Raw genomic sequence first — 25,072 nt, forward strand, 5'->3', positions numbered from 1 at the left:
GCCGCTGGCGACTTCGTCGCGGACGCGGCGGCCGCTCGAACACGAGCCGGGCCGCGAACGGCGCATGCTCGGTCTCGCTTCGCTCGAAACCCGTGGTTGAGCTGGTGTGGTGGCGTTGGCGGGATCGCTAGGGACAGATAGTTCGCCGCTTCGCGCAGCACGCTTATGGTCTGCGTGCACCGCTGTGTCAACGGCCCGAGAAGTGGAAACCCGGTTGTGAACGTACGCGGTAAACTCGGCCTTTCGATGCTCTTTTCCGTCCGTTCGTGCAGGTGAGTTCGTCCGACGCTCCGGGAGGAGATGATCGTGAGCTCGTTCCGCAAACCGCGTGAACGCAGGCGTGGCGCCAAGGGGGGTCCTCCGACCGCACCGTATGCCTCGATCGCGGGCTGGACGCAGCGGCCCGATACGCCGAACCGGAACGCGCGGGAGCGGCGCGAGCGCGCGGCGGCTCGCCGGAAATCGCGACCGACCGCGCCGCGCCCCACGGAGCCGGATCGTCCGCCGCGCAGCCGGGCCGAACGCATCCGCCGCCTGCTGCTGGCCTTGTTCATCATCTTCGGCGTGGTGCCCGCGCTGCTGTCGGTCCTGGCGTACTGGAGCGCCGAGATCCCGGATCCGAATGCGGTGCAGACGAATCAGATCGCGACCGTCTTCGCCGCCGACGGCAGCACCGTGCTCGCGAAAATCGTCCCGCCGGACGGGAATCGGACGCCGGTGCCGTTGTCCGATGTGCCGCGTCCGGTGCGCGACGCGGTGCTGTCGGCGGAGGACCGCAATTTCTATACCAATCCCGGCTATTCGACTTCCGGCTTCCTGCGCGCCGCGCGAGACAATCTGCTCGGCAAGGACAACGCGGGCGGCGGCTCCACGATCACCCAGCAGTACGTGAAGAACGCCTTTCTCGGCTCCGAGCGCACGGTCACCCGCAAGATGCGCGAACTGATCATCGCGGCGAAGATGGCACGGCAGTGGAGCAAAGACGACATCCTCGCCGCCTACCTCAACACCATCTACTACGGCCGCGGGTCGTACGGCATCGGCGCGGCGGCCAAGGTCTACTTCGACAAGCAGGTCGACCAGCTGACCCTCGCGGAGGGCGCGGTGCTCGCGGCGCTGATCCGCACGCCCTCGATCCTGGACCCGGAAACCCACCTCGCGGACCTGAAGGCGCGCTGGCGGTACGTGATCGACGGAATGGTCGAGATGGGCGCGCTCGCGCCGGGCGATCGGGACGCGACCACCTTCCCGCCGATCATCCCGCTCAGCCAGATCCCGGACGAGAACGTGGCTCGCGGCCCCGAGGGCCTGATCCGCAACCAGGTCGTGCGCGAGCTGCGCGACTCCGGCATCAGCGAGCGCGACTTGAACAAGGGCGCGCTGCAGATCACCACCACCATCGACGCCAGAGCGCAGCACGCGGTACTGGGCGCGGTGCGCGACCGGCTCGGTGCGCAGCCACCGGAACTGCGCGCCGCCGTGGTGTCGATCGATCCGCGTTCCGGCGCGGTGCGCGCGTACTTCGGCGGCTACGACGGCATCGGCTTCGACTTCGCCCAGGCGCCGTTGCAGACCGGCTCGGCGTTCAAGGTCTTCGCGGCGATCGCCGCGCAACAGCAGAGCATTCCGCTCTCCCGCGTGCTGGACAGCTCCCCCGTGACCGACCGCGGTACCCGGATCACCAACGTGGACGGCGAATCGTGCGGCAAGTGCACCATGGCCGAGGCGCTCAAACGCTCGCTGAACACCAGCTTCTACCGGCTGACCATGACGATGTTCGACGGTCCTCAGTCCATCGCGGACGCGGCGCACGCGGCGGGGATTCCGGAGGAACTGCCCGGCGTCGCGGGCAAGACCCTTACCGAGGACGGCGGGAAACCGCTGAACGGAATCGTCCTCGGGCAGTATTCGGTCCGGCCGATCGATATGGCCTCGGCGTATGCCACGATCGGCGCGTCGGGCGTCTACCACCGGCCGTACTTCGTGCAGCGAGTGGTGACCGGTGACGGGCGGGTGCTGCTGGATCGCGGCGAGCAAAAGGTCGGCGACCAGCCGCCCGCGGGTCAACAGCGCATCTCCAAGACGATCGCGGAGAACACCGTCGAGGCGATGCTCCCGATCGCGGCCTACTCCAACGGGCACGCGCTGAAGAACAACCGCCCATCGGCCGCCAAGACGGGTACCACGCAGTTCGGCGCGAGCGAGTCGAACAAAGACGCGTGGATGATCGGCTTCACCCCGTCGCTGTCCACGGCGGTGTGGGTCGGAACCGATCAGCCACAACCGATCCGCACCGCACGCGGAGCCGACATCTACGGCTCCGGCCTGCCCGCCGACATCTGGAAGCAGGTCATGGACGACGCGCTCGACGGCGCTCCGATCGAACAGTTCCCTGGTGCGCAGGCTCCGGGCGCGCAAGCCCCGGCCCGGCCGAATCCGAGCAAGCCGCCCTCCGGCGGTCCCTACGACGTCCTGAACCCACCGCAGCCGTCATCGCAGCGCGAGCCCGTCGTCATCATCCCGCCCAGCCCGCAACCGCCCAGCGAGGTCGAGATTTTCCCGGGACTGAGCATTCCGGTTCCTGGATAGCGATGATGCTGTGACCTTCCGTGGCCCGGCGGAACGCATGACATGGCAGCATCGTTTGCCAGAGTGAGAGCGAACAGCGAGTGCGTCGGAACGGGCCGACGCCGAAACCGCGAAAACAATGCGGAAGGATATGCGCCCGAGCGACGACAGCGCGGCGCGAGCGACGGGCCCGGAGGCGGTAGCCTGCGTCACCACGGAGGGCACCGGGACCGACGCCAATTGAGGACAGACGAGACATAGGGGCTACGCCGGTGGATTTCAATGTCGTTGACCAACCCGAGACGCTGGTGGCGGGAACAGTGCTTCGCAGCCCCGCGCTCGCGGTCGAGGGGCCGCGCCGCGCGAAAGTCGAAGAGGCGTGGAAGCGCAACCTGGCCCGCAAGCTGCCCGGACCGCCGACCACCGCGTACGTCGACCACGCGCCGGAGATCAATTCGTACCTGACCCATATCGTCGGCTACCGCTGTCACGGCTTGGCCGACCTGCAGCCCGGAGACGTGCTCGCCCGGGTGCCCGCCGGGCGCTTCGCCCGGTTCGTCGCCAGTGGAGACAATCTCGGCGACACCATCGTGAGCATCTGGCGAGCAGTGTGGGACGCGGAGACCGCGGGGCGGCTCATTCGCGCTTATACCGGCGACTGGGAACACTATCCGGACGCACGGACGGTGGAAGTTTTCGTGGCAGTGGCAGACGATCAGGGCAACGGGTAGGAACAGACAGTGGACTTCGAGATCGTCACATTGCCGCAGAGCATGGTCGCGGGCCTGACCGTGCCGCTGGCCGGCCGGGAGGTGACCGCGCGTGACCTCGACCTGGTGAACTTCACCTGGGATCGCTATCTGGCGCGGGAGAAGAACGTGCCGCGGGTGGCGGCCTACATCGGTCAGAACGACCACGCCGTCGCCGTACTCGGCTACGAGATCGGCGCGATGGACGAGCTGGACTCCGGCGATGTGCTCACCATCATCCCGCAGGGCCGCTACGCCAAGTTCGTCGTCTCCGACAAGCCCTACGACCTGCTGCGCACCGCCTGGGCACAGGTGGCGAAGGCGGAGAACGCGGGAACCATCACCCGCTCCCACACCGCCGAGGTGGAGCGCTACACCGGCCCGGCGTCGGTGGAGGTCTACGTCTCGCTGGACTAGCGCGGACGCCGCACAACGCAGCCGGCCGGAGGCTTCTGCCTCCGGCCGGCTTGCGTCGGTGTCACCGAATCACTCGGCGCCGATGATGAAGGCTTCCAGCTGGGCGCGCGCGATGTCGTCGGCGAGCTGCTGCGGCGGGGACTTCATCAGGTAGGCCGAGGCGGGGATGACCGGTCCGCCGATGCCGCGGTCCTTGGCGATCTTCGCCGCGCGTACCGCGTCGATGATGATGCCCGCGGAGTTCGGCGAGTCCCACACCTCGAGCTTGTACTCCAGGTTCAGCGGCACGTCACCGAAGGCGCGGCCTTCCAGGCGGACGTAGGCCCACTTGCGGTCGTCGAGCCAGCCCACGTGGTCGGACGGGCCGATGTGCACGTCGTTGGCGCCGAGTTCCTTCTTGAGGTTGCTGGTGACGGCTTGGGTCTTGGAGATCTTCTTCGACTCCAGGCGCTCGCGCTCGAGCATGTTCTTGAAGTCCATGTTGCCGCCGACGTTCAGCTGCATGGTGCGGTCGAGCTGCACACCGCGATCCTCGAACAGCTTGGCCATCACGCGGTGGGTGATGGTCGCGCCGACCTGGCTCTTGATGTCGTCACCGACGATGGGGACACCGGCTTCGGTGAACTTCGCCGCCCAGACCGGGTCGGAGGCGATGAACACCGGCAACGCGTTGACGAACGCGACACCCGCGTCGATCGCGCACTGCGCGTAGAACTTGTCGGCCTCCTCGGAGCCAACCGGCAGGTAGGACACCAGCACGTCGACGTTGTTGTCCTTCAGCACCCGCACCACGTCGACCGGCTCGGCCTCGGACAGCTCGATGGTCTGCGCGTAGTACTTGCCGATGCCGTCGAGGGTCGGCCCGCGCTGCACGACGACGTCGCTCGGCGGCACGTCGGAGATCTTGATCGTGTTGTTCTCGCTGGCGAAGATCGCCTCGGCCAGGTCGAAGCCGACCTTCTTGGCGTCCACGTCGAACGCGGCGACGAACTTGACGTCGCGGACGTGGTACGGCCCGAACCGCACGTGCATCAGGCCGGGGACGGTCGCGGATTCGTCCGCGTCCTTGTAGTACTGCACGCCCTGGACCAGCGAGGAGGCGCAGTTGCCCACACCCACGATGGCGACGCGAACCTCTGTGGCGTTGTCAGCCTTCTTGACGTCACTCATGGCCGATATTTCCCTCTTTCTGTGGTGCCGCCTTCGTCGATTGCTCCGCCGCAATCAACTCGTTGAGCCAGCGCACTTCGCGCTCGCTTGATTCGAGTCCGAGTTGATGAAGCTGCCGGGTGTAGCGATCCAGCGACCCGCTGGCCTTCTTGATCGCCTCCCGGAGCCCCTCTCGGCGCTCCTCGACCTGACGCCGCCTGCCCTCCAGGATCCGCATCCGCGCTTCCGCGGGAGTGCGGCTGAAGAAAGCCAGATGAACGCCGAAGCCGTCGTCGGTGTAGTTCTGCGGCCCGGTGTCGGCGAGCAACTCGCTGAACCGTTCCCGCCCGGCCGGGGTCAATTGATAGACCCGTCGCGCGCGGCGCGTCGTCGCGCCCGCGGGGATCTCCTCGGCGATCAACCCGTCCGCCTGCATGCGGCGCAGTGTCGGGTAGAGCGATCCGTAGGAGAAGGCACGGAAGGCCCCGAGCAGGCCCGTCAACCGCTTGCGCAGCTCGTACCCGTGCATGGGCGCTTCCAGGAGCAGCCCGAGGATTGCCAGTTCGAGCACCGGGCTTCACCCCCTGACTGTGTACAGAACCTAACCGATGGATGCGACTTTCCACTATATCGGAGCGATACATCTGTGCACAGCCGTAGGCCCGGTGGGGGTGTCGGGCGCAGTCAGCGAGTGGGCGGGAAGACCGCGAGCGGCTCGCCCGCGAAAGTGGCCGTCAGGGAGCCGGACGAACCGCCTTGGTCCTTGACATAGATCTGTAGCACCGGGCCGAGATCGACCGGACCTGTGGAGCCGAAACTCAGCATTACGTGGGTGACCACACCATTCGGTGTACGCACGGATTGCGGCGCTCCGGCCAGCAGACCGGCGACGGCGGGCACATCGATGGTCGAGAGGTCGAAGGTGCGAGTCCCGCGTTCCCGCTCCGAGGTCCGTGAGCTGCGGAAGTCGCCGTTGTAGTAGTAGTCTCCGGTCTCCGACGCACTGCCGGGCTGCTGCCGGTCCACGACCACGTACTTCGGAAACAACGTGACCTTGTCGGCGACCAGGTCGCCGAACTCGGCCCGGTATTCCGCGAGGAAATAACCCAACCCCGCACCCGTGGTCAGGTCGGGAACGTCCTCGGAGGACCCGGGCAGGTCGACGCCACATCGGCTGATCCCGCCGATCATCGCACCTGCCACGAAGGCCGCGACCAGCGCCGATACCGGCGCCAGCCAGCGGCGTGGACGCCGCCGGTCCACCCGGACCGCCGGGGCGTTCGCCAGCCCGTCCGGCACCTGGAGATCATCGATCAACTCGTCGAGCTCGCCGAAGGACTTCGCGCGCATGGCTCGGGCGGTGCGCGCGGCGTGCTCGGCGGCGGTGAGCTGGCCGTCGGCCAACGCGGCGTCCAGCAGGCCGCACACGTCGGCGCGATCGGTGTCGCGGGCACGGACGTCGCTGTATCGGGTGGTCGCCATCGCTCTCATCCTCCGAAGGGCCAGACGCGGCGCACCTCGCCCGCCGGGGTCAGCACGAAGTGGCCGCTCTCCTTGACGGAGTTGCCCACGTGAATTTCGACGACAGGTTGCCCGGTGGCAACGCCGTAACCGGGGGACAGGCCGTTCACGCCCACCCTCAAAAGCGTGACGACGCCGCCGGGCACCCGGGTCGTCGCGGGCGCGTCGGCGAGAGCCCGGCCGATCGTGTCCACATTCAGCGCGGCCAAGTCCACCGACGGGGTATCGGTCTTGCGCGTCTCGATCTCATGGGACTGGGCGAAACCACCGCGGTAGTCGTACTGGACCTTCCGGTTCGGCTGGCCGGGCACGGCCCGGGTGAGCGTGGCCAAATCGTCGTGCAGATACAGCTCGTCCACCTGCAGATCGCCGAATTTCCGCTGGTAGTTGCGCAGGAAGAGGGCGATTCCCTCGGCGGTGACCAGACTCGGCGTCGCGACCACCACGGGCTGCACCGACCCGAGTTCCGCCACCGTCGGTGCTTGGGCCGCGGATCGCGGTTCCGCTTCCCTGGTCACCGCGAGAAAACCGGCGCAGGCGGCCAGCGCCGCGGCCACGGCCACCGCGGCCCGATACCACTGACGCCGATGCGAACGCGGCGGTCGCGGGGCGGGGGCGACGTCACGGGGCCGCTGGAAGTCCGCGACCAGATCGTCCAGATCTCCCAGGGTGCGCGCTTCCGCGGCGAGTTCGGTGAGGGCGTCGTGCTCGTCTTCGGACAGCTGGCCATCGGCACGGGCGCGGTCGAGCAGTTCGCGCGTAGTGGCGCGATCGGCATCGCGCGCCCTGGTGTGACCGGGATAACTGCCGCCGGAACCGGAGCGGCGCAATACTTTTCGCGCGACCGACGGGCGCCGCGCGGCGAACCCGCGCGCAGCGGCCGGGGTTTGCAGGTCGGCGGTGAGCGCGGCCAATTCGCCGAGCGTCTTCGCCGCCGCGGCCTGCGCGATCCGGTCGTGGTACTCGTCGGCGCCGAGCTGCCCCTCGGCGTAGGCGGCATCCAGAAGACCGGATGCGTCGGCGCGGTCGAGATCACGCGCTCGCATGCGCCCGGATGCTGCGGTGGACACAGACGGATCGTAGTCCGGGTAGCGGCGCGACGCGCTGGATCGGCCCGGTCGGGAACGGTCAATCCGCAGCAGCCCGGGGCGGCCCGATTCCATCCCCGCTACTCTGGTTCTCGTGCGAATTCAGCGGCAAGTTGTCGACTACGCCCTGCGGCGCCGGTCGCTGCTGGCTGACGTCTATGCGGGCCGGGTCGATGTCGCCGAGGTGTGTGATGCGAATCCTTATCTCTTGCGTGCGGCGAAGTTCCATGGCCGCGGGAGCGAGGTCACATGCCCCATCTGCCGGAAGGAACAGCTGACCCTCGTATCCTGGGTCTTCGGCGACGGCCTGGGGCCGGTCGCCGGATCGGCTCGCACACCCGAGGAGCTTGCGCGACTCGCCGAGACGCGCGAAGAATTCTCGGTTCATGTCGTCGAGGTATGCCGGACCTGCAGCTGGAATCATCTGGTGCAGTCCTATGTACTCGGTTCCGCGCCGGCACCGCCGCGACGCCGCTCCGGGACACGCGCGAACCGGCGCACCGCCGCCGAATGAAGTGCCTGGGTCGTCCCCGGCGGGTGACTCGCGGAGCCGGCATGCGTCCGCCGCGGTGACGACTACCGCTGATTGCCACCTGGACCGCTACGAGTTATGGAGATCTTGTCAGTGAATTCGCCCTACGAGCCCTACGGCGATGAGCCACATGGCGGTCGTCCTCCGCAGAGTTCACGTCCAAGTCCCAACCCGTATCAGAATCCCCGTCCCGGACCACCTCCCGGCGCCCGTCCGGTCCCGCCGCCCGGTGCGCGTCCCCTCCCCGGTGAGCCGCGCGGCCCCCAGCCGCCGCGCCGTCCCGGCCCTCCGCCGAACGGTCGCCCGCCGCAGGGCGGCCGTCCGCCCCAGCCGAGCCGGCCGCCACAGCCCAACCGCGGCGCGCCCAATGGTGGCGCTCCCGGCCCCCAGCCTGCCCAGCGGACGCAGCGGCCGGGTTCCCTGACCGAGGCGGTGAACGAACGCGACAGGCGCGGCCCCGCCACCGGACCGCGTCCGGCCACCGGCGCGCGTCCGGCGGTGGACCGTGACGGACGTCGCGTCCCCGGTAGCGGCCCCACGACCGGCGAACGCAGGCAGGCCGCGGGCGGTCCGCCGTCGGGCCCGCCGCCGCGCCGTGGCGGCAGCGGCGGCTCCGACGGGCCGGGAAGGCGGCAGCCCGGGCAGCAGAAGAAATTCCCATGGCGGATCGTGCGCCGCACCCTCTACGTGCTGATCGCGTTGGCCATTCTGCTGCCCAGCGGCATCTTCCTGGCCGCGTACACCACGGTGTCGGTGCCGCAGCCGGGCGACCTGAAGTCGAACCAGGTGGCGACCATCTTCGCCTCCGACGGCACCTCGGTGATCAGCAAAGTGGTTCCGCCGGAAGGCAACCGGACCGACGTCACCATCGACCAGATCCCGCCGCACGTACGCAACGCGGTGATGGCCGCCGAGGACCGCGACTTCTACACCAACCCCGGCTTCTCGATCTCCGGCTTCGCGCGCGCGGCCAGGGACAACGTTCTCGGCCGGGAGAGTGCGGGCGGTGGCTCGACCATCACCCAGCAGTACGTGAAGAACGCGCTGGTCGGTGACGAGCACTCGCTGACCCGAAAGATGCACGAGCTGGTCATCTCGGCCAAGATGGCGCGGCAGTGGAGCAAGGACGAGATCCTCGCCGCGTACCTGAACACCATCTATTTCGGTCGCGGCGCGTACGGCATCGACGCGGCGGCCAAGGCGTACTTCGGCAAGCCGGTGTCGGAACTCACCGTCGCCGAGGGCGCGGTGCTCGCGGCCACCATCCAGCTGCCGTCCAGCCTGGACCCGGAGAAGAATCCCGAGGGCGCGAAGACCCGCTGGAACTACGTGCTCGACGGCATGGTCTCCGGCGGCAACCTGAGCGCGACCGAGCGACAGGGCCTGCAGTACCCGCAGGTCGTCCCGCTCTCCTCGACTCGGGACAAGGCGCAGGACTCCGGCCCCGAGGGCCTGATCAAGACCCAGGTGCTCAAGGAACTCGGCGCGGCGGGCATCAGCGAGCAGCAACTGAACACCGCGGGCTTGCAGATCACGACCACGATCGACCCGAAGGCCCAGCAGGCCGCGGTCGACGCGGCCACCTCGAAGATGAAGGGTGAGCCGGAGCAGTTGCGTACCGCCGTGGTCTCGATCGATCCGCACACCGGTGCCGTGCGCGCCTACTACGGCGGCGACAACGGCCAAGGTTACGACTACGCCAACGCCGGTTTGCAGACCGGTTCGTCGTTCAAGGTCATCGGCCTCGCGGCCAACCTGGAGCTGGGCATCCCGCTGTCGCAGATGTACGACAGCTCGCCGCTGACCGTGAACGGCATCAAGATCTCCAACGTCGAAGGCGAGGGTTGCGGCACGTGCACCATCGCCGAGGCGCTGAAACGGTCACTGAACACCAGCTTCTACCGGATGGAGCTGGACATGCAGAACGGCCCGCGCAAGATCGCCGACATGGCGTACAAGCTCGGCATGCCGGACACCATCGCGGGAGTCGGCAAGACGCTCACCGAGTCGGACGGCTCCGGGCCCAACAACGGCATCGTGCTCGGCCAGTACCAGGCGCGGCCGCTCGACATGGCCTCCATGTATGCGACGCTGGCCGCCTCCGGCGTCTACCACGCGCCGCATTTCGTATCGAAGGTCGTGACCGCCGACGGTCAGGTCCTGCTCGACCGTGGTGAGGTAGCCGGTGAGCAGCGCGTTTCGGCCGCTGTCGCCGACAACGTCACCGCCGCGATGAAGCCGATCGCGGCCTACTCCCGTAACCACGGGCTGGCCAACGGGCGCGAATCGGCGACCAAGACCGGTACCGCGCAGCTGCTGGATACCGGCGAGAACAAGGACGCCTGGATGGTGGGCTACACCCCGTCGCTGTCGACGGCGGTGTGGGTCGGCAGCGTCGACAACTCGCCGCTGCGCAACTACAGCGGCGGCATGATCTACGGCTCCGGTCTGCCCTCCGACATCTGGAAGGCGACCATGGACGGCGCGCTCTCGGGGACTCGCAACGAGACGTTCCCGAAGCCCGCCCCCATCAAGGGCCAGGCCGGTGTCCCCGAATGGTCGGCGCCCTACACCCCGCCGTCCACTGTCGACTCTCCGCTTCTGCCACCCGTGGTGGTCGCGCCGACCCAGGTGGAGATTCTGCCCGGCATCACGATCCCGGTCCCCGGCGTCCAGCCCGCACCCCAGCAGCAGCGCCCGCAGCAGCAGCGTGAACCGGACTCCGGACCGCTGCCCGGCCAACCGGTCGCACCGTCCGACGGTTCCGCACCGACGGCCACCGGCTCACCGAGACCTGGCAACAACGGCAATTCGGGTAACAACGAAGGCACGAACGGAACCGCTCCGACACGGGGCCGATAGTTCGCCGGCGCACAGGCCGGGGCCGACCGCATCAGGTTCGGTCCCGGCCTTCGTCGTATTTGCGCCGGATTACCGAGAGACGGCTTGCTCCTTGGGCTGGTAATTCCGGGAAGCCGTGATCGATCGGTCCGGTCGGCGAATTCCATGCCCGGCGCCTCGGATGCGGGTACATATCCGAACTTCGGTGGAACAGGACCACCGTGAAAAAACGCCCCCTCTAGGCAGACATTATTGGTCAACAGGCGGATAACCGAACTTGCCAAGGATATCCAGACCAGAATGCGCCGATCATGCGGGCCATCCACTCCCGCCCGGCATAACAGCTACGTTATTGCCGCGGAAGCGGATTACGCTCGCGATGCTCGGAGGCCGTGCGCAGATGGCAACGCGCGGAAGACCGAAGCCGACTCGGTCCGGACCATGGGCCGTACTCCGGGTAGCCTCGGTTTCCGTGACCGATCAGCAGCTGGTGGAGCCACGGAGGAATGGGAGGGCACCGCTGTCGGACCAGAAGGCGCCCGGTGGGGCGTACTACGCCGCCCCTGCTCCGCTCGCCTCTGATCTGCGATCGGCGGACGCGCGGGACCGGCCGAGTCGCAACGATTCGCTCGCCGCGCAATTGTCGACGGTGATCGGTGGGCCGGTCGGTGATCATGCGCTGATCGGGCGGGTGCGGTTCTGGACGCCCATGCGGGTGCTGATGGCGTTCGCCCTGGTGTTCCTGGCGCTCGGCTGGTTCGGCAAGGCGGGATGCATCCAGCAGACCACCGGCGCGGACGGTCCCACGCTCGACTGGAACAACGGCCGCCAGTACGTGGCGATGTGCTATTCGGACACCGTGCCGCTCTACGGGGCCGAGCGCCTGAACGAAGGCGCCTTCCCGTACAAGAAGCAGTGGACCGAACAGACTCCCGACGGTGGACGGGAGACGCGGTACATGGAATATCCCGTGCTCTCGGGCCTGTACCAGTACCTTTCGATGCGGATCGCGAAGAGCTGGGACGCTTCGCCGCTGCCCGGCGCGCTCCAAGTGGTGATCTACTTCAACGTCGTCGCGGTCGGTCTCGCCATCGCCTGGCTGATCACCGTCTGGGCGTCGGCGTTGCTGTCCGGCCGCCGGATCTGGGACGCGGCGCTGATCGCCTGTTCGCCGTTGGTGATCGTGCACGCCTTCACCAATTTCGACGCGCTCGCGACGGCCTTCGCCGCGACCGGCCTGCTCGCCTGGGCCCGGCGCAAACCCGTGCTGGCGGGCGTGCTGCTCGGTCTGGGCGGCGCCGCCAAACTGTATCCGCTGCTGCTGCTCGGGCCGATCCTCGTGCTGTGCCTGCGTACCGAGACGAGGCAACGCACGCTGCGCACGCACCTCGGCCTGCGGATACGCGACATCGACGGCTGGCCGACCTTCCTGGCGTGGGTGCGGGAGACGCCCTACCGCATCCAATTCCTCAGCGCCCGACCGATCGGCGCCGCGTCCGTCGCGATGTGCGCCGCGCTGGCGACCTGGCTGGTGGTGAACCTTCCGATCGCCGCGTTGTTCCCGAACGGCTGGCAGGAATTCTTCCGGCTCAACACCACCCGGCACGCCGACCCGGACTCGATCTACAACGTGATCTCCTCGTTCACCGGCTGGCGCGGCTTCGACGGCGCGCTGACCTACGGGGAGCAGCCCGCGATCCTGAACGCCGTCTCACTGCTGGCGTTCGTCGCGGCCTGCGCGGTGATCGCCTACATCGGTTTCACCGCGCCTCGACGGCCGCGGCTGGCGCAACTGTGCTTCCTCGTGGTCGCGGCGTTCCTGCTGACGAACAAGGTGTGGAGTCCGCAGTACTCGTTGTGGCTGGTGCCGCTGGCCGTCCTGGCGCTGCCGCACCGGCGCATCCTGCTGACTTGGATGACCGTCGACGCGCTGGTCTGGGTGCCGCGAATGTTCTACTACCTCGGTTTGGACCGCAAAGGTTTGCCAGAGCAGTGGTTCACCGGCACCGTCGCCCTGCGCGACTTGGCGGTGGTGGGGCTGTGCGCCCTGATCGTGCGCCAGATCTACCGCCCGGAGGAGGACCTGGTGCGGCGCGACTTCGTCGACGACCCGGTCGGCGGTGTCGTCGACCGCATGCCGGATCCGCCGCTGCCCTGGCTGCCTGAGCCGCTGCGGCCGCGTACGGCGGTCGCGGGCGGCTGACCCGGTCGCCGGTTCAGGCGCTCACCTCGTACGCAGGAAGCGCGCCTGCCGTTCCGGCTCGTGCGGCAACAGGTCCAGATCGAGTTGCCACGCGCTGCCGGTCCATGGATCGAACAGCGGCGTGCCGCCGATCGTCGGCAGGTGGCGGCACGACTGCGACAGCATCGCCACGGTGGTGTCGGCCGAATCGGATTCGTTCGCGCCCACGATCACGATGGACAGTCCGATCAGCTCGCCGCGCGTGATCAACGCGCCGATGCGCTGCGCGTCCGAACTCTGGTAGCCGTGTGGAAAGTCCGCGGCCAGCAGGACCCGGTGCTCGCTGGGCGGCGTGAAAGCACCGCTCGTATAAGCCAATTCCGCCAGTTCGGCCGCGTCCACCAGCGCTTGCAGCCGCGCCGAGATGTCGGCGTGGTCGGTGATCGGCGGTCCGTTCAGCACGGGAGCGAGCAGGCCGGTGAAGCCGCCGAACGCATCGGTGAGGTCGATGATGTCGACCAGCGTTCGCCGTTGCGGCGCCGTGGCGAGCAACCGCGCCAGCAGTGCGCCCACGACCGGCGCGACCGCACGGGTCGACTCGGCATCGATCCACAGCGGCCGATTCAGCGGCACCGGAACACAGTACGGAATACGCAGCGACCCCCGGTCGAGCGCGTACAACTCACCGAGCCGGATACCGTCGCTCGGCGCGGACGGCTTGTCCCAAGCGGGTGAGTCCCAGGACGCGAGGGCGGGCGGCAGCACCTGGTCGGCCGCGGCGAGTTCGCCCATCAGCTGTTCGGCATCCCGCTGGTGGTTGCGCTCGGCGGTGTCGACTAGTTCGTCGTGCCGTTGCTGCGCGGCGCTGCGCGCCTGCTCGGCCGCCGGAGTGTTCCTGGTCGCGGGATCGGAGACGGCGAGCGACAGCTCGTGATCCAACCGCTTAACCGCGTACTCACGCGCCGATACCAGCGCGGCGGCCGACCGCGCCGCGTCCTCGAACACCATCCACAGCCGTTCCAGGCCGTGACCGACTTCCAGCGGCGCACCGGCGGCGGCGATCTGCGCGTCACCCGCCAGTGGACCGGACATGGTGTGCGTACCGGGTTGGTCGGCCTGCTCCGGGGCCGCACCGTCGACCTCGACGCCGTGCGCGGTGAGCAGCACGGCGAGGCCGCCCGCGTAACCCTGGCCCACCGCCCGCAGTTTCCAGGCCGGACCGCGCCGGTACACCTCCAGGCAGATCAGCGCCGTCTCACCGGACGACGGGGTGATCGCGAATTCGGCGGTCGCGCTGTCGTTCTCGGACAGGGTGGCGGTGACCGGCCCGAGCCCGCCCGCCCGCGCGGGGGCGGCCGGATCGGCGCTGACCACCAGTAGTACGGCCTTCGCGTCCGCGCGCACCTCGGTGAGCGTGATCGTGACCCCGTCGGCCGCCAAGGCGACCCCTGCCGTGCCGGGCTGGTTGTAGAAGACGAAATCGTCGCTGGAGAACACCTTCAGGTTCTCCGCCACCACCAGCGCGGAAACGTCGAGGGCAGCCTCGGCTTTCGCACTGAAACGAACGACCTCACCGGTCAACGGGATGTTCTGACCGGCCCGCAGTTGAATCACCTTGTCCGCCCTGCTGTCCCGCCGCCGATCAACCGTTGACGAGGAAGCGGCCGAGCTGCGGCACCGCCTCACCCGGATGCTTGGCCTGGAAGCCTTCGCCGAGCGCCTGCAGTTTCCAGTCGTTGCCCACCCGGTACAGCTTGGCCATCGCCATCGCGGTGAACGGCATGCCGCCCGCGAGGGTGTATCTGGCCAGCTCGCCGTTGTTCGTCCCGTCGACCAAGCGGCAGAACGCGTTCTGTACCTGCTCGAAGGTGTGGCCCTTGTAGGAGGTCACGATGAACAGCAGCGTGTTGACGTGCGCGGGGACGCGGGTCAGGTCGACCAGGATCACCTCGTCGTCGCCCTCGCCCTCACCGGTGAGGTTGTCGCCCTGGTGGCGGATGGAGCCGTCTTTGGAAGTCAACTGTCCGTAGTACGCGACGTCCACCGGGTTCATGTCGGCGAACATGATGACCGACGCGTCGAGGTCGATGTCGACCGTGCGGTTGCCGAACATGCCGCGGCTGCGCACCGGATCCCAGCCGAGACCCATCTTCACGAAGGTCAGCGCGGTGCCTTCCTTGCGCAGCGTGACGCGCTGCCCCTTGACCAGGCTGACCGGGCGGTCCTTGCTGAGGCTGACCTCGGCGGGCTGCTGCGGCTGCGGCGGCTGGCCGGGCGGCGGGTAGCCGGGCCCGGGGCCGGGCGGCGGCGGGTAACCCGGACCGGGCGGCGGATAACCAGGGGCACCCTGCGGTGGCTGGCCGGGGCCGGGCGGCGGGTAGCCAGGTCCGGGCGGCGGATAACCACCGGTCGGCGCGTACTGCGGCGCCTGCTGCTGGGTGGGGTACGCCGGGGTGGTCGGCGGCGGGTAGTTCGGCTGCTGCTGGACGGGCGGCTGCTGAACCGGCTGCTGCGGAGGCGGCGGCGGGGCCTGGGGAGCCTGAGCGGGCTGGGCGGGAGCATCGTCGACCGTCACACCGTGATCGGTGACCAGCGCGGCGAAACCGCCCGCGTAGCCCTGTCCGACCGCACGCACCTTCCACGCACCCTGGCGGCGGTACAGCTCGAGCGCGATCACGATCGACTCGGTGTTCAGCCCGTCGATCCGATAGGCGTACAACTGATTTCCGGCCGCGTCCGACACGATCGCGGTCGGGGCGGGGAACCTACCGAAATTGCTGTTCGCGTCGTCGAGCGTGATCACAGCGCGAATCTGATCGATGTCGGCGGGCACCGCGTTCAGCGACACCGCCAGCGACGCGGGCTGGCCCGCGGGCGCGGGCTGCAGATTGACCCCGGGGCCGCTCGGCTGGTTGAAGAAGACGAAATCCGCATCGGAACGGACCTTGCCCCGCTCGGTGACCAGTAGCGCCGACAAATCCGCCGGCGCCGTGAGCTGGACGGATATCACCACGTCGTTGGTGGCCAGCGGACCGTTCTGGCCCTTGGCGAGAGTTGCGGACAAGTTCGACCCTTCGCTTGTCGGTGCGTTCGCCTGACACTCTACGAGAAACGCGCTGCGCGGCGCTGGAATCGAACGGCCGTGCTGCCCCGACACCCACGGAAGCATCGGTTAGGGTGACGGCACGTAGATGGAATACGGCGATCCCACCGTGTTCCCGATCGAGACAGCAGGCAAACATTCCATGGCGCAACTGTTCGAGCAGTCGAAGAAGGTGATCGAGGCCCATCTGGCCGGCACCAGTCTCCGCGCGATCTCCGGTTCGATGATCGCCTACGAGGGAAACGTGCAGTTCAAGGCGGCCGGCTTCGGCGGCGGCGACGGCGTGCTCGCCGGGCTGAAGCGCCGAGCCACCGGTGAGAAGCTCTCGCTGATGGAGTGCGCCGGTCACGGACGAGTGTTCTTCGCGGTCAACGGCCAGCACGTCACCGTCGTCGACTTGAACAACGAGACGCTGCAAGTGGAGTCGCAACAGCTGCTCGCGTTCGCCGGGAATCTCCGCACCGACGTGCGTTTCGCCGGTTTGCGCGGTGCGTCGACCGGACAGGGCCTGTTCACCACGACCGTCTCCGGCCAGGGCCAGGTCGCGCTGCTCTCGGCCGGCGGTCCGCTCATCCACCTGGAGGTCTCGCCGCAGTACCCGCTGATCGTCGATCCGGACGCGTTCGTCGCGGCGCGCGGAAACCTCAACCAGTCCTTCGTCACCGACGTGTCCTGGCGCAGTTTCGTCGGTCAGGACGCGGGCGAGGCGTTCTCGCTGCGCTGGGACGGCCACGGCGTGGTGTTGATCCAACCGGCGGAACGGTAGAGACGGATGTTCGAGAAGATCAACGGCAAAGTCGTCAAGGTCAACGTCGGAATGGCGGGAGGCGTGGTCGCCCGCAACGGCGCGATGCTGTTCTACACCGGCGATGTTTCCTTTGCCCCCCACCAGATTCCGGGGGCGCAAGGGATGGGCGGCATGGGCGGGCTGATGGGGCTCGCGGGCCGCGCGATGGCGGGTGAGCACGAGCGCACCATGCTCGCGCAGGGCAATGGCGATGTCCATTACGGATTCGCCGGCCTGGAGGTGCACGTGGTGCACATGCAGCCGGGTGCGACGTTGCGCGTCGAGGCTTCGCGGCTGCTCGCCAACACCGCCGGATTGCAGAGTTCGGTGGTCTCCGTGATGAGTTCGGGTGGCGGAGGCGGTGGCGGCCTGATGGGCGCGCTGCGTGGCGCCGCCTCGGGGGCATTGACCGGACAGGGCCTGTTCACCACCCAGTTGTCCGGGCAGGGCGCCGCGGTGCTGCTCGCGCACGGTGGATTCCTGGAATTGCAAGTAGGCGGCCCGAATCCGGTCGTGGTCGATCCGCAAGCCTTCGTCGCCGCCTACGGCAATGTGCAGACCGAGCTCAAAGCGGCGCTGAGCTGGCGAGACGCCGTCGGGCGCGGTTCCGGCGAGGCGATGCAGCTGCATTGCGTCGGGCAGGGCGTCGTCTACGTGCAGGCCTCCGAAGAGAAGTTGTGAGCATGTCCCAGATCCTCAACCCCATGAACCTCGGTGAGAGCGACAACATCCCGGGAAACAGCTACGCCTACTGCATCGACCTGAACAAGCCGTGGTTCATGCGCAAGGGCGCGATGATCGCCTACTACGGCGACATCCGGTTCCAGGCGCTCAGCCACGGGTTGCAGGGCGGACTGCTGCACATGGTGTCGCAGCAGTTCTCGGCGCCGCTGTTCACCGGCGACTACGTCGTCGCGGAGGGGCACGGCAAGCTGATCATCGGCGACCGTGGCTACGACATCAACTCCTACGATCTCGAGGACAACGGCAACCTGACTATCCGGGCGGCGAACCTGCTGGCCTTCGAGCCGGGCCTGTCGCTCAACCAGTCCATCGTGCCCGGGTTCCTCACGTTGATCGGCACCGGCAAGTTCCTCGCCTCGTCCAACGGGCCGGTGATGTTCGCCGAGCCACCGCTGCGCGTCGACCCCGAGTCGCTGGTCGGCTGGGCGGATTGCCCCTCCCCGAGCCACCACTACGACGAACGCTGGATCTCGGGTTTCCTGGCCGCCGGTGCGGCACGATTCGGCGTGAACTCCGGTGAGGAGCGCCAGTTCGATTTCACCGGCGCGGGGACCGTGCTGATCCAGTCCAGCGAGAAGGTGCTCAGCGACTCCGTGCTGGTGCGCACCATCGAGGGACAGATCCAGAGCGGCATCACCGTCGGCGGCCTGCAACGACTGCAAGGACTCATCGCCCAGCAACTGGCCGGGCACCAGCAGTACTGAAACGCGGCGGCGACGCGAATCGGGTACCGACGGTCGCGGCCGTGCCCGCGTAATCACTCGCGTGGGGGATTCGCGGCCCGCCGGACCCGGATACCGTTCATTCGTGTTTCACATCCTCCCCTCCCAGGTTCTGCGCGCGACTCTGCCTGCGGCAATCCTTGCCGCGGTAGTCGCGGTGCCCGCCGCCGCGACGCCGATTCCTTCGGTGCCCGCCGTGCCGGAGCCGACGCGATTCGTCGGTGCCGCAGCGAGCGGCGAACCGGTCACCGGCATCCCACCGGTCCCGCAGAACCCACATCTCGCGCCGAACGGAAACTCGGGAGTCCACAACGACGGGTGGATGAGCGATACCTACCGCCGCCCCGGTCCGCTCGGCCGGTCACCGCGGACCGATTCCCTGTTGCTCGGCAGCGAGTGCGGTTCGGTGACGTTCGACCGCGCCGGACGCATCGTCAGCACCTGCCTGGGGCTGCAACCGGGCCTTTACCTCATCGACCCGACGACGATGAGCGTCCTCGGCAAACATCCACTGCCGGGCAAGAATCCCCTCGATACGCTGCGGCCCGGCGCTTTCGACAATTTCGGCGGCGGCGGGTACTTCTACCTCGATGACGAAGACCGCGCCGTGGTGGGCACCAGCACCGGACACATTCAAGTGTTCGCCGAGAACCCCGCCGCCGACGGGTTCTCGCTGGTACGCGACTACGACCTGACCGGCGTGCTGCACCCGGAGGAGACGCTGAACTCCGCACTGCCGGACTCGAACGGCCTGATCTGGTTCGTGGCCAAGACGAACGGCGTGGTCGGCACACTGGATCCGGATACCGGAGCAGCGCAGGTGGTTCGGCTCGGAGACGGTACGGAGAACCAGATCGAGAACTCGTTCGCGGTCGGTGCGGCCGGTGAGGTCTACATCGCCACCAACCGGCAGCTCCTGCGTTTCGACGCCGGTCCCGACGGCGCGCCCCGGATCGCCTGGCAAACCACCTACGCCAACAGCAACCAGCGCAAGCCGGGCCAAGTGGACGACGGAACCGGCACCACGCCGACCGTCCTGCCCGACGGCTATGTCGCCATCACCGACAATGCCGATCCGATGAACGTCGTCGTCTACCGCACCGCGCCCTCGGTCGCCGAACGGCAGGTCTGCGCGGTGCCGGTGTTCGAGCCGGGCCACAGCGCCACCGAGAACTCGCTGATCGGCGCGGGACGCTCACTCATCGTCGAGAACAACTACGGCTACGGACACCCCGACGCGGTCGCCTCCGGCAAGACCACCGCCGCGGGCTTCGCCCGGGTCGACATCGACGCCGACGGCAACGGCTGCCATCTGACCTGGACCAACGCGGTCGAAGCCGCGCCGTCGGTGGTACCGAAGCTGTCCCTGGCCACCGGGTTGATCTACACCTACACGAAGGGCACCGATCCGAGCGATCCCTGGTACTGGACGGCCCTCGACTACCGCACCGGAGCGACCGTGTGGAAACAGCTGTCCGGCACCGGCCTCGGCTTCAACAACAATTACGCCGGAATCGCCCTCGGCCCCGACGGAGCGGCCTACCTCGGCACACTCGGCGGACTGGTGTCGATGCGCGACAGCGGGTGAGTCGGGGCGCGAACAGGCTTGTGGGCGTAACACCTACGGAGAGCGAAGGATTCGCGACAGGTCGGTGAACTCGTCTCGATGTTCCCCAGGGCCGGTGACGGTCGGCGGAGAATCGAAAGATGGCTGACTTGGCGCTTTCGCCGCAGCGTCGCACGGCGCTGACGAACCTCGTCCAAGACGAATCCACCTTCGCGACAGCGTATCCGCGGGTCGCGGACTACTGGTCCACCGCGGGCCGGTTGCCCGGCACCGGTGACGACATCACCGACGCCACGTTCGACCTACACCTACTGCACTACATGACCGGCGGTGCCAGCACGAATCCGTACTGGGACATCGTCGCCGCCGCGGTATCGCCCGGACCGAGGGAGCGCGCGAACCGCGCCGAGGTGAACGGCGGCAACCCGAAAGGCAGCGCGCGGCTGGCGTATGCGCAGATCGTGCTGCAGGCCGCGTACGCGTACGCGATCCCCGCACCTGCCACACTGCGCTGGGTAGCGGACGTCGCGCAGGGCAGGCCGCTGCTGGAAGTCGGCTCCGGGCGCGGTTACTGGGCGCATCAGCTCACCCGAATCGGCGTGCCCATCAGCGCTTTCGACTCCCACCCGCCGGACCGGGCGACCAACACGGCCTTCCCCGCCGCGCCGGGGCAGGCCGCGACCTGGCATCCCACCGCCACGCCGCCGTCTTCCACGGCCGATCTGGTGGCCGGGCACGCCGACCACGCGCTGTTCCTCTGCTGGCCGCCCGGCTGGGAGAACCCGATGGCCTCCAGCACCCTCGCCGCCTACCAGGAGGCGGGCGGCTCGTCGCTGATCTACATCGGCGAAGCACGCGGCGGGCGGACGGCCGACAGCGCGTTCTTCGACCTGCTCGAAGCCGGATGGACCTTGCTCGACCAGGACCCGGGCTATATCTCGTGGTGGAATCTCGGCGACCGGGCACAGTGCTGGCAGCGCCGGTAGGGGTCAGCTCGCGCGCTGGAACTCCCACGGGTCGTGCGCGCTGATCAGGGTGACCTCGTCGCCGTGATCGCGGTGTAGCTCGCGCAGCCGAGCCTGGGTGCCCAGCCGAAGGTCGTGGTGGACCTCGGAACCGGTCTGCACGACGTCGAGCACCGGGTGCGGCTGCGGAGCCGGATCGAGTTCGCGGTGGTAGTAGTACGCGTCGCCGCAGTGCAGCAACCAACTGTCGCCGTGGCGAACGGCGACCCCGGTGTGGCCCGCGGTGTGCCCGCCCAGCGGTATCAGCTGGAAGTCGTCGGGCAGGTCCTTCGGTTGGATCGCGTTGAAACCGAACCATTGTCCGGTCGGTTCCGACGGGTAGGCCACCCAGTTCGGATCGTGCGCCCAGTGCGCGGAGCGATAGCGGAAGCTCGGCGCTTCGGCCTGCGCCGCTGCCAGTTCGGCGGCGAGGACGTGGACCTGTGCGTGCGGGAAGTCGGGCAATCCGCCGCAGTGGTCCACGTCGAGGTGGGTGAGGATGATGTGCCGGACGTCGGCGGGCTCGTAGCCGAGCCGTTCGACCTGCCGGATCGCGGTCTCGTCTTCGGAAAGGATGGGCTGGGCCATCGCCACCCAGTCCGCGCCGAGGGTGCCCGCCGGGTCGCGCACGTCGTCCAGTCCGATGCCCGTCTCGATCAGGACCAGGCCGTCGAACGCGGTCTCGACCAGCAGGCAGTGGTTCACGGCATGCGCGGGCGCGGGTCCGTCGTAGGTGGCTTCGATCTGCCGAACCGATCCGCAATTGAGGTGATGGATTGTCATGTGAGCTAGTCTGTGACTTGAAGCGCGGTTCAAGTCAAGGAGACGAGATGACCGATCTGCTCGATATCGCCGAGGTCGGCGAACAAACCGGCCTCGCCCCCTCCGCTCTGCGTTTCTACGAGAAACGCGGACTCATCGCCCCGACCGGCCGCAACGGCCTACGCCGCACCTACCACCCCGACGTCCTGAGCCGCCTGGCCCTCATCATCTGCGCACGCGGCGCCGGTTTCACCCTCACCGAAATCGCCCGCTTCCTCCGCGCCTCCCCCTCCGACGCCGAACTGCGCGCGCGCATGGCCGAAAAAGCCCGGCAACTCGACGACGACATAACCCGCCTCATCCGCATGCGCGACAGCCTCCGCCACGCCGCCACCTGCACCCACGACCCCCTGGTCGAATGCCCGGACTTCAAATCCACCTTCGAGCCGACCTCCAGCGCTGTGTAACTAAACAGATCCATCCCGATCGGCCGATGGGCGGGCACGCCTATTCGCTGGTCGAGTCGATCGGGAATGCCTTCCCGTCGATGACTACGAAAGTTTCGCTGGCGAATCCGTACTCATCCACGACCGACCACGTCCCATCGGCGTGCTCCATCCAGGCGGCGGGACCGCCTTGTTCGTCACTTCCCTGCCTGCCCACCGCTAATCCTCCGACGATCCGAAGATGTAGGCCGAGGCGGACAGGTATTGCTTACAGCCGGGGCCGTGGCCGCAGTGGACATTCGCAACGAAGCGCGCTTGCTCCAAGGATCGGAAGGAACCATCGACCGCGCAGTTTCGGTGCATCCTGCGCCACTGCTCGGTGTCGGCGAGCGAGATGCTCATCGATCCGTCTCCTGCTCGACGCGGTGGATGATGTCGTACGCATCGACCGATTCATCGGTTTCGTTCTCGCGATCGATGAGCCACGGCAGCACGAACCAAACAATCCACAGCCCGAACAGGACTGCGACGACAACGACACTCGTAGTAATGATATCGGCGGGCATACACACAACCTCTCGACAGACTCGATAGTTGCCGCCAACTCGCCATAACTGCAGCCAGAGCGGCGATTACGGAGAGATTCTGGCTTTGGCGATGCCCTTCGCTCGATAACGCAACGGGTATCTCATTGTGAGATATAAGCTCGGCGCAATGGAGACCAAGTACGGGGGAATCGAGGTCCCTGCGGCGGTCTGGCACAAGCCCGAAGTGGGCGCGCTCCTGCGGCGACGCGATGTGTCGGCGCTACTCCGCTCAGTTCAGCGGTACACCGGAGCAAGCCAAGCACGCATCGCAGCGGCAGTAGGGCTGGGCCAGGGCCGAGTCAACGAGATCATCAACAGCAGAAGAACTGTCACCCGCTTCGACGTGTTCGAGCGGATCGCGGATGGCATCTCGATGCCGGACCACGCACGTGTCTTGTTCGGCCTCGCTCCGCGTCACGCGCATACGCTCACCGGCCACGCCGAGATTGCGCAAGCATTCACCGTGCAGTCGGAGGCCGATGCCGAGCTACGCCGACAAGCGCTGATCGCAGAGCGAATCGACCTGTTGGCTGTACGCGGTCTGGGGCTGCTCGCACTCAACGAGTCGTTGCTGCGTGGCACACTGCTGCAACGGACCGACAGCGTCGCTGTTCGAGCTCTCCTCTTGGATCCGGATTCGAAGGCCACAGGTATCCGCGCAGCGGAAATCGGCGAATCGAGTCAGTCCTTCGCTGCGGGCATCAAGCTCGCCCTGGCACGGATAACCGAGTTTCACGAGCATCCCTTTGTCGAACTGCAAGTCGCTGTCTACGACTCGCTGCCGACCTGGCGGATGCTGGTTTTCGACCAGACTTTGTATCTGTCTGCTTTCGGCGCGTCCGCCGAAGGACATCGCTCAGGGATGTACAAGCTCACGGCGGCTGCCAACGGAGTCCTGCATGCCGGATTCCTACGGCAGTTCGAGCAGATGTGGCTGCAAGCCCGTCCGATCGCGAGAGGATCGATCACATGATCGAGGCGGAACTCAAGGCTCGGGTCCGTGACGTCGAGTCCGTGCATGCTGCGTTGGCGGCACGGAGCGCAGGTCAACGCTCGAAGTACAAGGACACCTACTATGACCTCGCGGACGAGCGATTGTCTTCGGAGGGCCGCGAGCTGCGGCTGCGGACGATCACTACGGACAACGGACGGCGATCTTTGCTGACCTACAAGGAACCCGCGGTCGACACGGCGAGTGGATCGAAGCCGGAATTCGAAACCGAGGTGGCCGACCCCTCGGTGATCGACTCTGTGCTACGCGGTCTCGGCCTGAAAGACCTGGTCTGCTTCGAAAAGCACTGCATCAATTATCGATTCGCATCCGGAGGGCGCGAGTTGCTGGCCACGCTGGTGACCGTCCCCGAATTGGACGGCACGTTCATCGAGCTGGAAACCATCGTGCCCGAAGCGGAGCTGGCGGAAGCGCTGGAGATCGTTCGGACCACGCTTCATCAACTCGGAGTCGCGGACGGCGATCTCACCACCGAGCAGTACACCGATGCCGTGCTGGCTATTCGGAAGGCGTCGGAGCTGCCTTGATGAACCAGTTGATGATCTCCTCGCCAGCGAGGATGCCGGTGGCTCGGGTGACGGTGAGGTTGGGGTGGGTCCAGTTGAGTTGTTCGAGTTCGCCGTGGCGGGGGCGGATGGCGGAGTCGGCGGCGCGCAGCATTTCGGCGTCGAGGGCCCCGTCGCCCGCGGCGAGGGTGCGCGCCTCGTCGGCGAGTTCCCGGTTTTCCCAGAGGCGCTTGCGCACCTCGGCGACCGCGCGGCTCTTGCAGACCGCGAGCGGCATGGTGTAGATCTTGCGGCCCTGCTGGGAGGCCGACCAGCCGCGCGGACGGCACCAGTCGTCCCACTCGGCGAGGAATCCCTCGGGGACGGCTTTGGGCTTGACCACCAGATAGCAGAACAGGTGGTCGGCCACGCGGAACTTGGTGACCCAGGAGTCGTCGATGCGGGTGTGCAATTCCTTGCTCACCTCGGACAGGGTGGCGCCACCCGCACGGACCTTGGCGTCGATGTCGATGCGCCAGCTCAAATCGGGCACGCCATCCACCAGGATGTTCCCGCCGTTGCTCGTGATCGCGTAGCGCCACGGCGCTCCGGGCAGCCGGATGCGGTCGAACTGTTTGATGGTGCGGGTGGTGGTGGGAACGACGGCGGCGGGTTCGGTCAGGGTCTGCATCCGCAGCGCCGCGGTGGTGGTCATGAACGACAGCGGCGCCCCTTCCAGATGCTCCACACAGACTGTCGGCACGTCGGCGGTGGTGCTGAAGGCGTTACGCGAGTAGATCATCGTC

The 25,072-nt window shown here is 67.6% G+C and carries 24 protein-coding genes; 14 read left to right on the forward strand and 10 right to left on the reverse strand.

What is annotated here, in order from left to right; all coding sequences use genetic code 11:
* The first annotated feature begins 300 nt into the window (after window positions 1–300).
* From ACFV2O_RS01810 to ACFV2O_RS01820, 3 genes are all read left to right on the forward strand, one after another.
* On the forward strand, window positions 301–2,589 hold the full coding sequence (locus ACFV2O_RS01810) for a transglycosylase domain-containing protein (RefSeq protein ID WP_379249455.1): 2,289 nt from the start codon (window positions 301–303) through the stop codon (window positions 2,587–2,589).
* A 251-nt stretch (window positions 2,590–2,840) separates the two neighbouring features.
* Window positions 2,841–3,299: a GyrI-like domain-containing protein gene (locus ACFV2O_RS01815; protein WP_379249457.1), complete on the forward strand. Its 459-nt coding sequence runs from the start codon at window positions 2,841–2,843 to the stop codon at window positions 3,297–3,299.
* A 9-nt stretch (window positions 3,300–3,308) separates the two neighbouring features.
* Window positions 3,309–3,734, forward strand: coding sequence for a GyrI-like domain-containing protein (locus ACFV2O_RS01820; protein ID WP_355071187.1), 426 nt, complete (start codon window positions 3,309–3,311; stop codon window positions 3,732–3,734).
* Between the two features lie 69 nt (window positions 3,735–3,803).
* Here ACFV2O_RS01820 and ACFV2O_RS01825 read toward each other — a convergent pair whose 3' ends face one another.
* The 4 genes from ACFV2O_RS01825 to ACFV2O_RS01840 all read right to left on the reverse strand — a co-directional run bounded on the left by ACFV2O_RS01825 (window position 3,804) and on the right by ACFV2O_RS01840 (window position 7,474).
* Window positions 3,804–4,904 (reverse strand): inositol-3-phosphate synthase, encoded by a 1,101-nt coding sequence (locus ACFV2O_RS01825; protein WP_355071185.1) that lies wholly within the window; start codon window positions 4,902–4,904, stop codon window positions 3,804–3,806.
* A complete protein-coding gene (locus ACFV2O_RS01830) occupies window positions 4,897–5,454 on the reverse strand; it encodes a PadR family transcriptional regulator (protein WP_039803160.1) in 558 nt (185 codons plus the stop codon). Before ACFV2O_RS01830 ends, ACFV2O_RS01825 begins: the two co-directional genes overlap by 8 nt.
* A gap of 113 nt (window positions 5,455–5,567) precedes the next feature.
* Window positions 5,568–6,365 (reverse strand): DUF1707 domain-containing protein, encoded by a 798-nt coding sequence (locus ACFV2O_RS01835; protein WP_355071184.1) that lies wholly within the window; start codon window positions 6,363–6,365, stop codon window positions 5,568–5,570.
* Between the two features lie 5 nt (window positions 6,366–6,370).
* Window positions 6,371–7,474 (reverse strand): DUF1707 domain-containing protein, encoded by a 1,104-nt coding sequence (locus tag ACFV2O_RS01840; RefSeq protein WP_379249460.1) that lies wholly within the window; start codon window positions 7,472–7,474, stop codon window positions 6,371–6,373.
* 112 nt (window positions 7,475–7,586) lie between these two features.
* On the opposite strand from ACFV2O_RS01840, the gene ACFV2O_RS01845 reads away from it, so the two are divergent.
* From ACFV2O_RS01845 to ACFV2O_RS01855, 3 genes are all read left to right on the forward strand, one after another.
* Window positions 7,587–8,006 carry a DUF5318 domain-containing protein gene (locus tag ACFV2O_RS01845; protein ID WP_355071181.1) on the forward strand — a complete coding sequence of 140 codons (420 nt, stop codon included), beginning with the start codon at window positions 7,587–7,589 and terminating at the stop codon, window positions 8,004–8,006.
* Window positions 8,007–8,456: 450 nt separating this feature from the next.
* Window positions 8,457–10,886, forward strand: coding sequence for a transglycosylase domain-containing protein (locus ACFV2O_RS01850; RefSeq protein WP_379249462.1), 2,430 nt, complete (start codon window positions 8,457–8,459; stop codon window positions 10,884–10,886).
* 451 nt (window positions 10,887–11,337) lie between these two features.
* Window positions 11,338–13,068: a glycosyltransferase family 87 protein gene (locus tag ACFV2O_RS01855; RefSeq protein WP_379249464.1), complete on the forward strand. Its 1,731-nt coding sequence runs from the start codon at window positions 11,338–11,340 to the stop codon at window positions 13,066–13,068.
* A 21-nt stretch (window positions 13,069–13,089) separates the two neighbouring features.
* Here ACFV2O_RS01855 and ACFV2O_RS01860 read toward each other — a convergent pair whose 3' ends face one another.
* Both ACFV2O_RS01860 and ACFV2O_RS01865 read right to left on the reverse strand, forming a co-directional pair.
* Window positions 13,090–14,661: a TerD family protein gene (locus ACFV2O_RS01860; protein WP_379249466.1), complete on the reverse strand. Its 1,572-nt coding sequence runs from the start codon at window positions 14,659–14,661 to the stop codon at window positions 13,090–13,092.
* Between the two features lie 28 nt (window positions 14,662–14,689).
* Window positions 14,690–16,111 (reverse strand): TerD family protein, encoded by a 1,422-nt coding sequence (locus ACFV2O_RS01865; RefSeq protein WP_356963103.1) that lies wholly within the window; start codon window positions 16,109–16,111, stop codon window positions 14,690–14,692.
* 181 nt (window positions 16,112–16,292) lie between these two features.
* On the opposite strand from ACFV2O_RS01865, the gene ACFV2O_RS01870 reads away from it, so the two are divergent.
* The 5 genes from ACFV2O_RS01870 (at window position 16,293) to ACFV2O_RS01890 (ending at window position 20,956) form a co-directional block, all read left to right on the forward strand.
* On the forward strand, window positions 16,293–16,916 hold the full coding sequence (locus ACFV2O_RS01870; RefSeq protein WP_355072071.1) for an AIM24 family protein: 624 nt from the start codon (window positions 16,293–16,295) through the stop codon (window positions 16,914–16,916).
* Window positions 16,917–16,922: 6 nt separating this feature from the next.
* Window positions 16,923–17,618: an AIM24 family protein gene (locus ACFV2O_RS01875; RefSeq protein ID WP_379249468.1), complete on the forward strand. Its 696-nt coding sequence runs from the start codon at window positions 16,923–16,925 to the stop codon at window positions 17,616–17,618.
* 2 nt (window positions 17,619–17,620) lie between these two features.
* The gene (locus tag ACFV2O_RS01880; protein ID WP_355072070.1) at window positions 17,621–18,385 is read left to right on the forward strand and encodes an AIM24 family protein; all 765 of its coding nucleotides are present in this window, start codon (window positions 17,621–17,623) and stop codon (window positions 18,383–18,385) included.
* 103 nt (window positions 18,386–18,488) lie between these two features.
* Entirely contained in the window at window positions 18,489–19,991 is a 1,503-nt protein-coding gene (locus ACFV2O_RS01885; RefSeq protein WP_379249470.1) for a hypothetical protein, read from the forward strand.
* 119 nt (window positions 19,992–20,110) lie between these two features.
* Window positions 20,111–20,956, forward strand: a complete 846-nt coding sequence (locus ACFV2O_RS01890) for a hypothetical protein (protein WP_379249472.1) — start codon at window positions 20,111–20,113, stop codon at window positions 20,954–20,956.
* Between the two features lie 3 nt (window positions 20,957–20,959).
* Here ACFV2O_RS01890 and ACFV2O_RS01895 read toward each other — a convergent pair whose 3' ends face one another.
* Window positions 20,960–21,757, reverse strand: coding sequence for an MBL fold metallo-hydrolase (locus ACFV2O_RS01895; protein WP_379249474.1), 798 nt, complete (start codon window positions 21,755–21,757; stop codon window positions 20,960–20,962).
* A gap of 47 nt (window positions 21,758–21,804) precedes the next feature.
* On the opposite strand from ACFV2O_RS01895, the gene ACFV2O_RS01900 reads away from it, so the two are divergent.
* Entirely contained in the window at window positions 21,805–22,203 is a 399-nt protein-coding gene (locus tag ACFV2O_RS01900) for a MerR family transcriptional regulator (RefSeq protein ID WP_379249476.1), read from the forward strand.
* Window positions 22,204–22,401: 198 nt separating this feature from the next.
* On the opposite strand, the gene ACFV2O_RS01905 is transcribed toward ACFV2O_RS01900, so the two are convergent.
* Window positions 22,402–22,584, reverse strand: a complete 183-nt coding sequence (locus ACFV2O_RS01905) for a hypothetical protein (RefSeq protein ID WP_379249478.1) — start codon at window positions 22,582–22,584, stop codon at window positions 22,402–22,404.
* Entirely contained in the window at window positions 22,581–22,748 is a 168-nt protein-coding gene (locus tag ACFV2O_RS01910) for a hypothetical protein (RefSeq protein WP_355071163.1), read from the reverse strand. Before ACFV2O_RS01910 ends, ACFV2O_RS01905 begins: the two co-directional genes overlap by 4 nt.
* A gap of 148 nt (window positions 22,749–22,896) precedes the next feature.
* Between ACFV2O_RS01910 and ACFV2O_RS01915 the strand changes: the two genes are divergently transcribed.
* Together ACFV2O_RS01915 and ACFV2O_RS01920 are read left to right on the forward strand one after the other, a co-directional pair.
* Window positions 22,897–23,742 carry a hypothetical protein gene (locus ACFV2O_RS01915; RefSeq protein WP_379249480.1) on the forward strand — a complete coding sequence of 282 codons (846 nt, stop codon included), beginning with the start codon at window positions 22,897–22,899 and terminating at the stop codon, window positions 23,740–23,742.
* The gene (locus tag ACFV2O_RS01920) at window positions 23,739–24,308 is read left to right on the forward strand and encodes a class IV adenylate cyclase (protein WP_379249482.1); all 570 of its coding nucleotides are present in this window, start codon (window positions 23,739–23,741) and stop codon (window positions 24,306–24,308) included. The genes ACFV2O_RS01915 and ACFV2O_RS01920 overlap by 4 nt, the downstream gene beginning before the upstream one ends.
* On the opposite strand, the gene ACFV2O_RS01925 is transcribed toward ACFV2O_RS01920, so the two are convergent.
* A complete protein-coding gene (locus ACFV2O_RS01925; RefSeq protein WP_379250106.1) occupies window positions 24,280–25,068 on the reverse strand; it encodes an HAD family hydrolase in 789 nt (262 codons plus the stop codon). The two genes, ACFV2O_RS01920 and ACFV2O_RS01925, sit on opposite strands and share 29 nt — an antisense overlap.
* Window positions 25,069–25,072 lie beyond the last annotated feature (4 nt).

It is taken from the genome of Nocardia sp. NPDC059691 (assembly GCF_042733915.1).
Lineage (GTDB): Bacteria > Actinomycetota > Actinomycetes > Mycobacteriales > Mycobacteriaceae > Nocardia > Nocardia sichangensis.

Bases quoted from the DNA above. Each gene is read 5' to 3' on its own strand.
- ACFV2O_RS01810 (WP_379249455.1), top strand. From the start codon at position 301: ATGATCGTGAGCTCGTTCCGCAAACCGCGTGAACGCAGGCGTGGCGCC.
- ACFV2O_RS01825 (WP_355071185.1), bottom strand. From the start codon at position 4,904: ATGAGTGACGTCAAGAAGGCTGACAACGCCACAGAGGTTCGCGTCGCC.
- ACFV2O_RS01835 (WP_355071184.1), bottom strand. From the start codon at position 6,365: ATGGCGACCACCCGATACAGCGACGTCCGTGCCCGCGACACCGATCGC.
- ACFV2O_RS01870 (WP_355072071.1), top strand. From the start codon at position 16,293: ATGGCGCAACTGTTCGAGCAGTCGAAGAAGGTGATCGAGGCCCATCTG.
- ACFV2O_RS01875 (WP_379249468.1), top strand. From the start codon at position 16,923: ATGTTCGAGAAGATCAACGGCAAAGTCGTCAAGGTCAACGTCGGAATG.
- ACFV2O_RS01880 (WP_355072070.1), top strand. From the start codon at position 17,621: ATGTCCCAGATCCTCAACCCCATGAACCTCGGTGAGAGCGACAACATC.
- ACFV2O_RS01890 (WP_379249472.1), top strand. From the start codon at position 20,111: ATGGCTGACTTGGCGCTTTCGCCGCAGCGTCGCACGGCGCTGACGAAC.
- ACFV2O_RS01895 (WP_379249474.1), bottom strand. From the start codon at position 21,757: ATGACAATCCATCACCTCAATTGCGGATCGGTTCGGCAGATCGAAGCC.
- ACFV2O_RS01900 (WP_379249476.1), top strand. From the start codon at position 21,805: ATGACCGATCTGCTCGATATCGCCGAGGTCGGCGAACAAACCGGCCTC.
- ACFV2O_RS01905 (WP_379249478.1), bottom strand. From the start codon at position 22,584: ATGAGCATCTCGCTCGCCGACACCGAGCAGTGGCGCAGGATGCACCGA.
- ACFV2O_RS01910 (WP_355071163.1), bottom strand. From the start codon at position 22,748: ATGCCCGCCGATATCATTACTACGAGTGTCGTTGTCGTCGCAGTCCTG.
- ACFV2O_RS01915 (WP_379249480.1), top strand. From the start codon at position 22,897: ATGGAGACCAAGTACGGGGGAATCGAGGTCCCTGCGGCGGTCTGGCAC.
- ACFV2O_RS01920 (WP_379249482.1), top strand. From the start codon at position 23,739: ATGATCGAGGCGGAACTCAAGGCTCGGGTCCGTGACGTCGAGTCCGTG.
- ACFV2O_RS01925 (WP_379250106.1), bottom strand. From the start codon at position 25,068: ATGATCTACTCGCGTAACGCCTTCAGCACCACCGCCGACGTGCCGACA.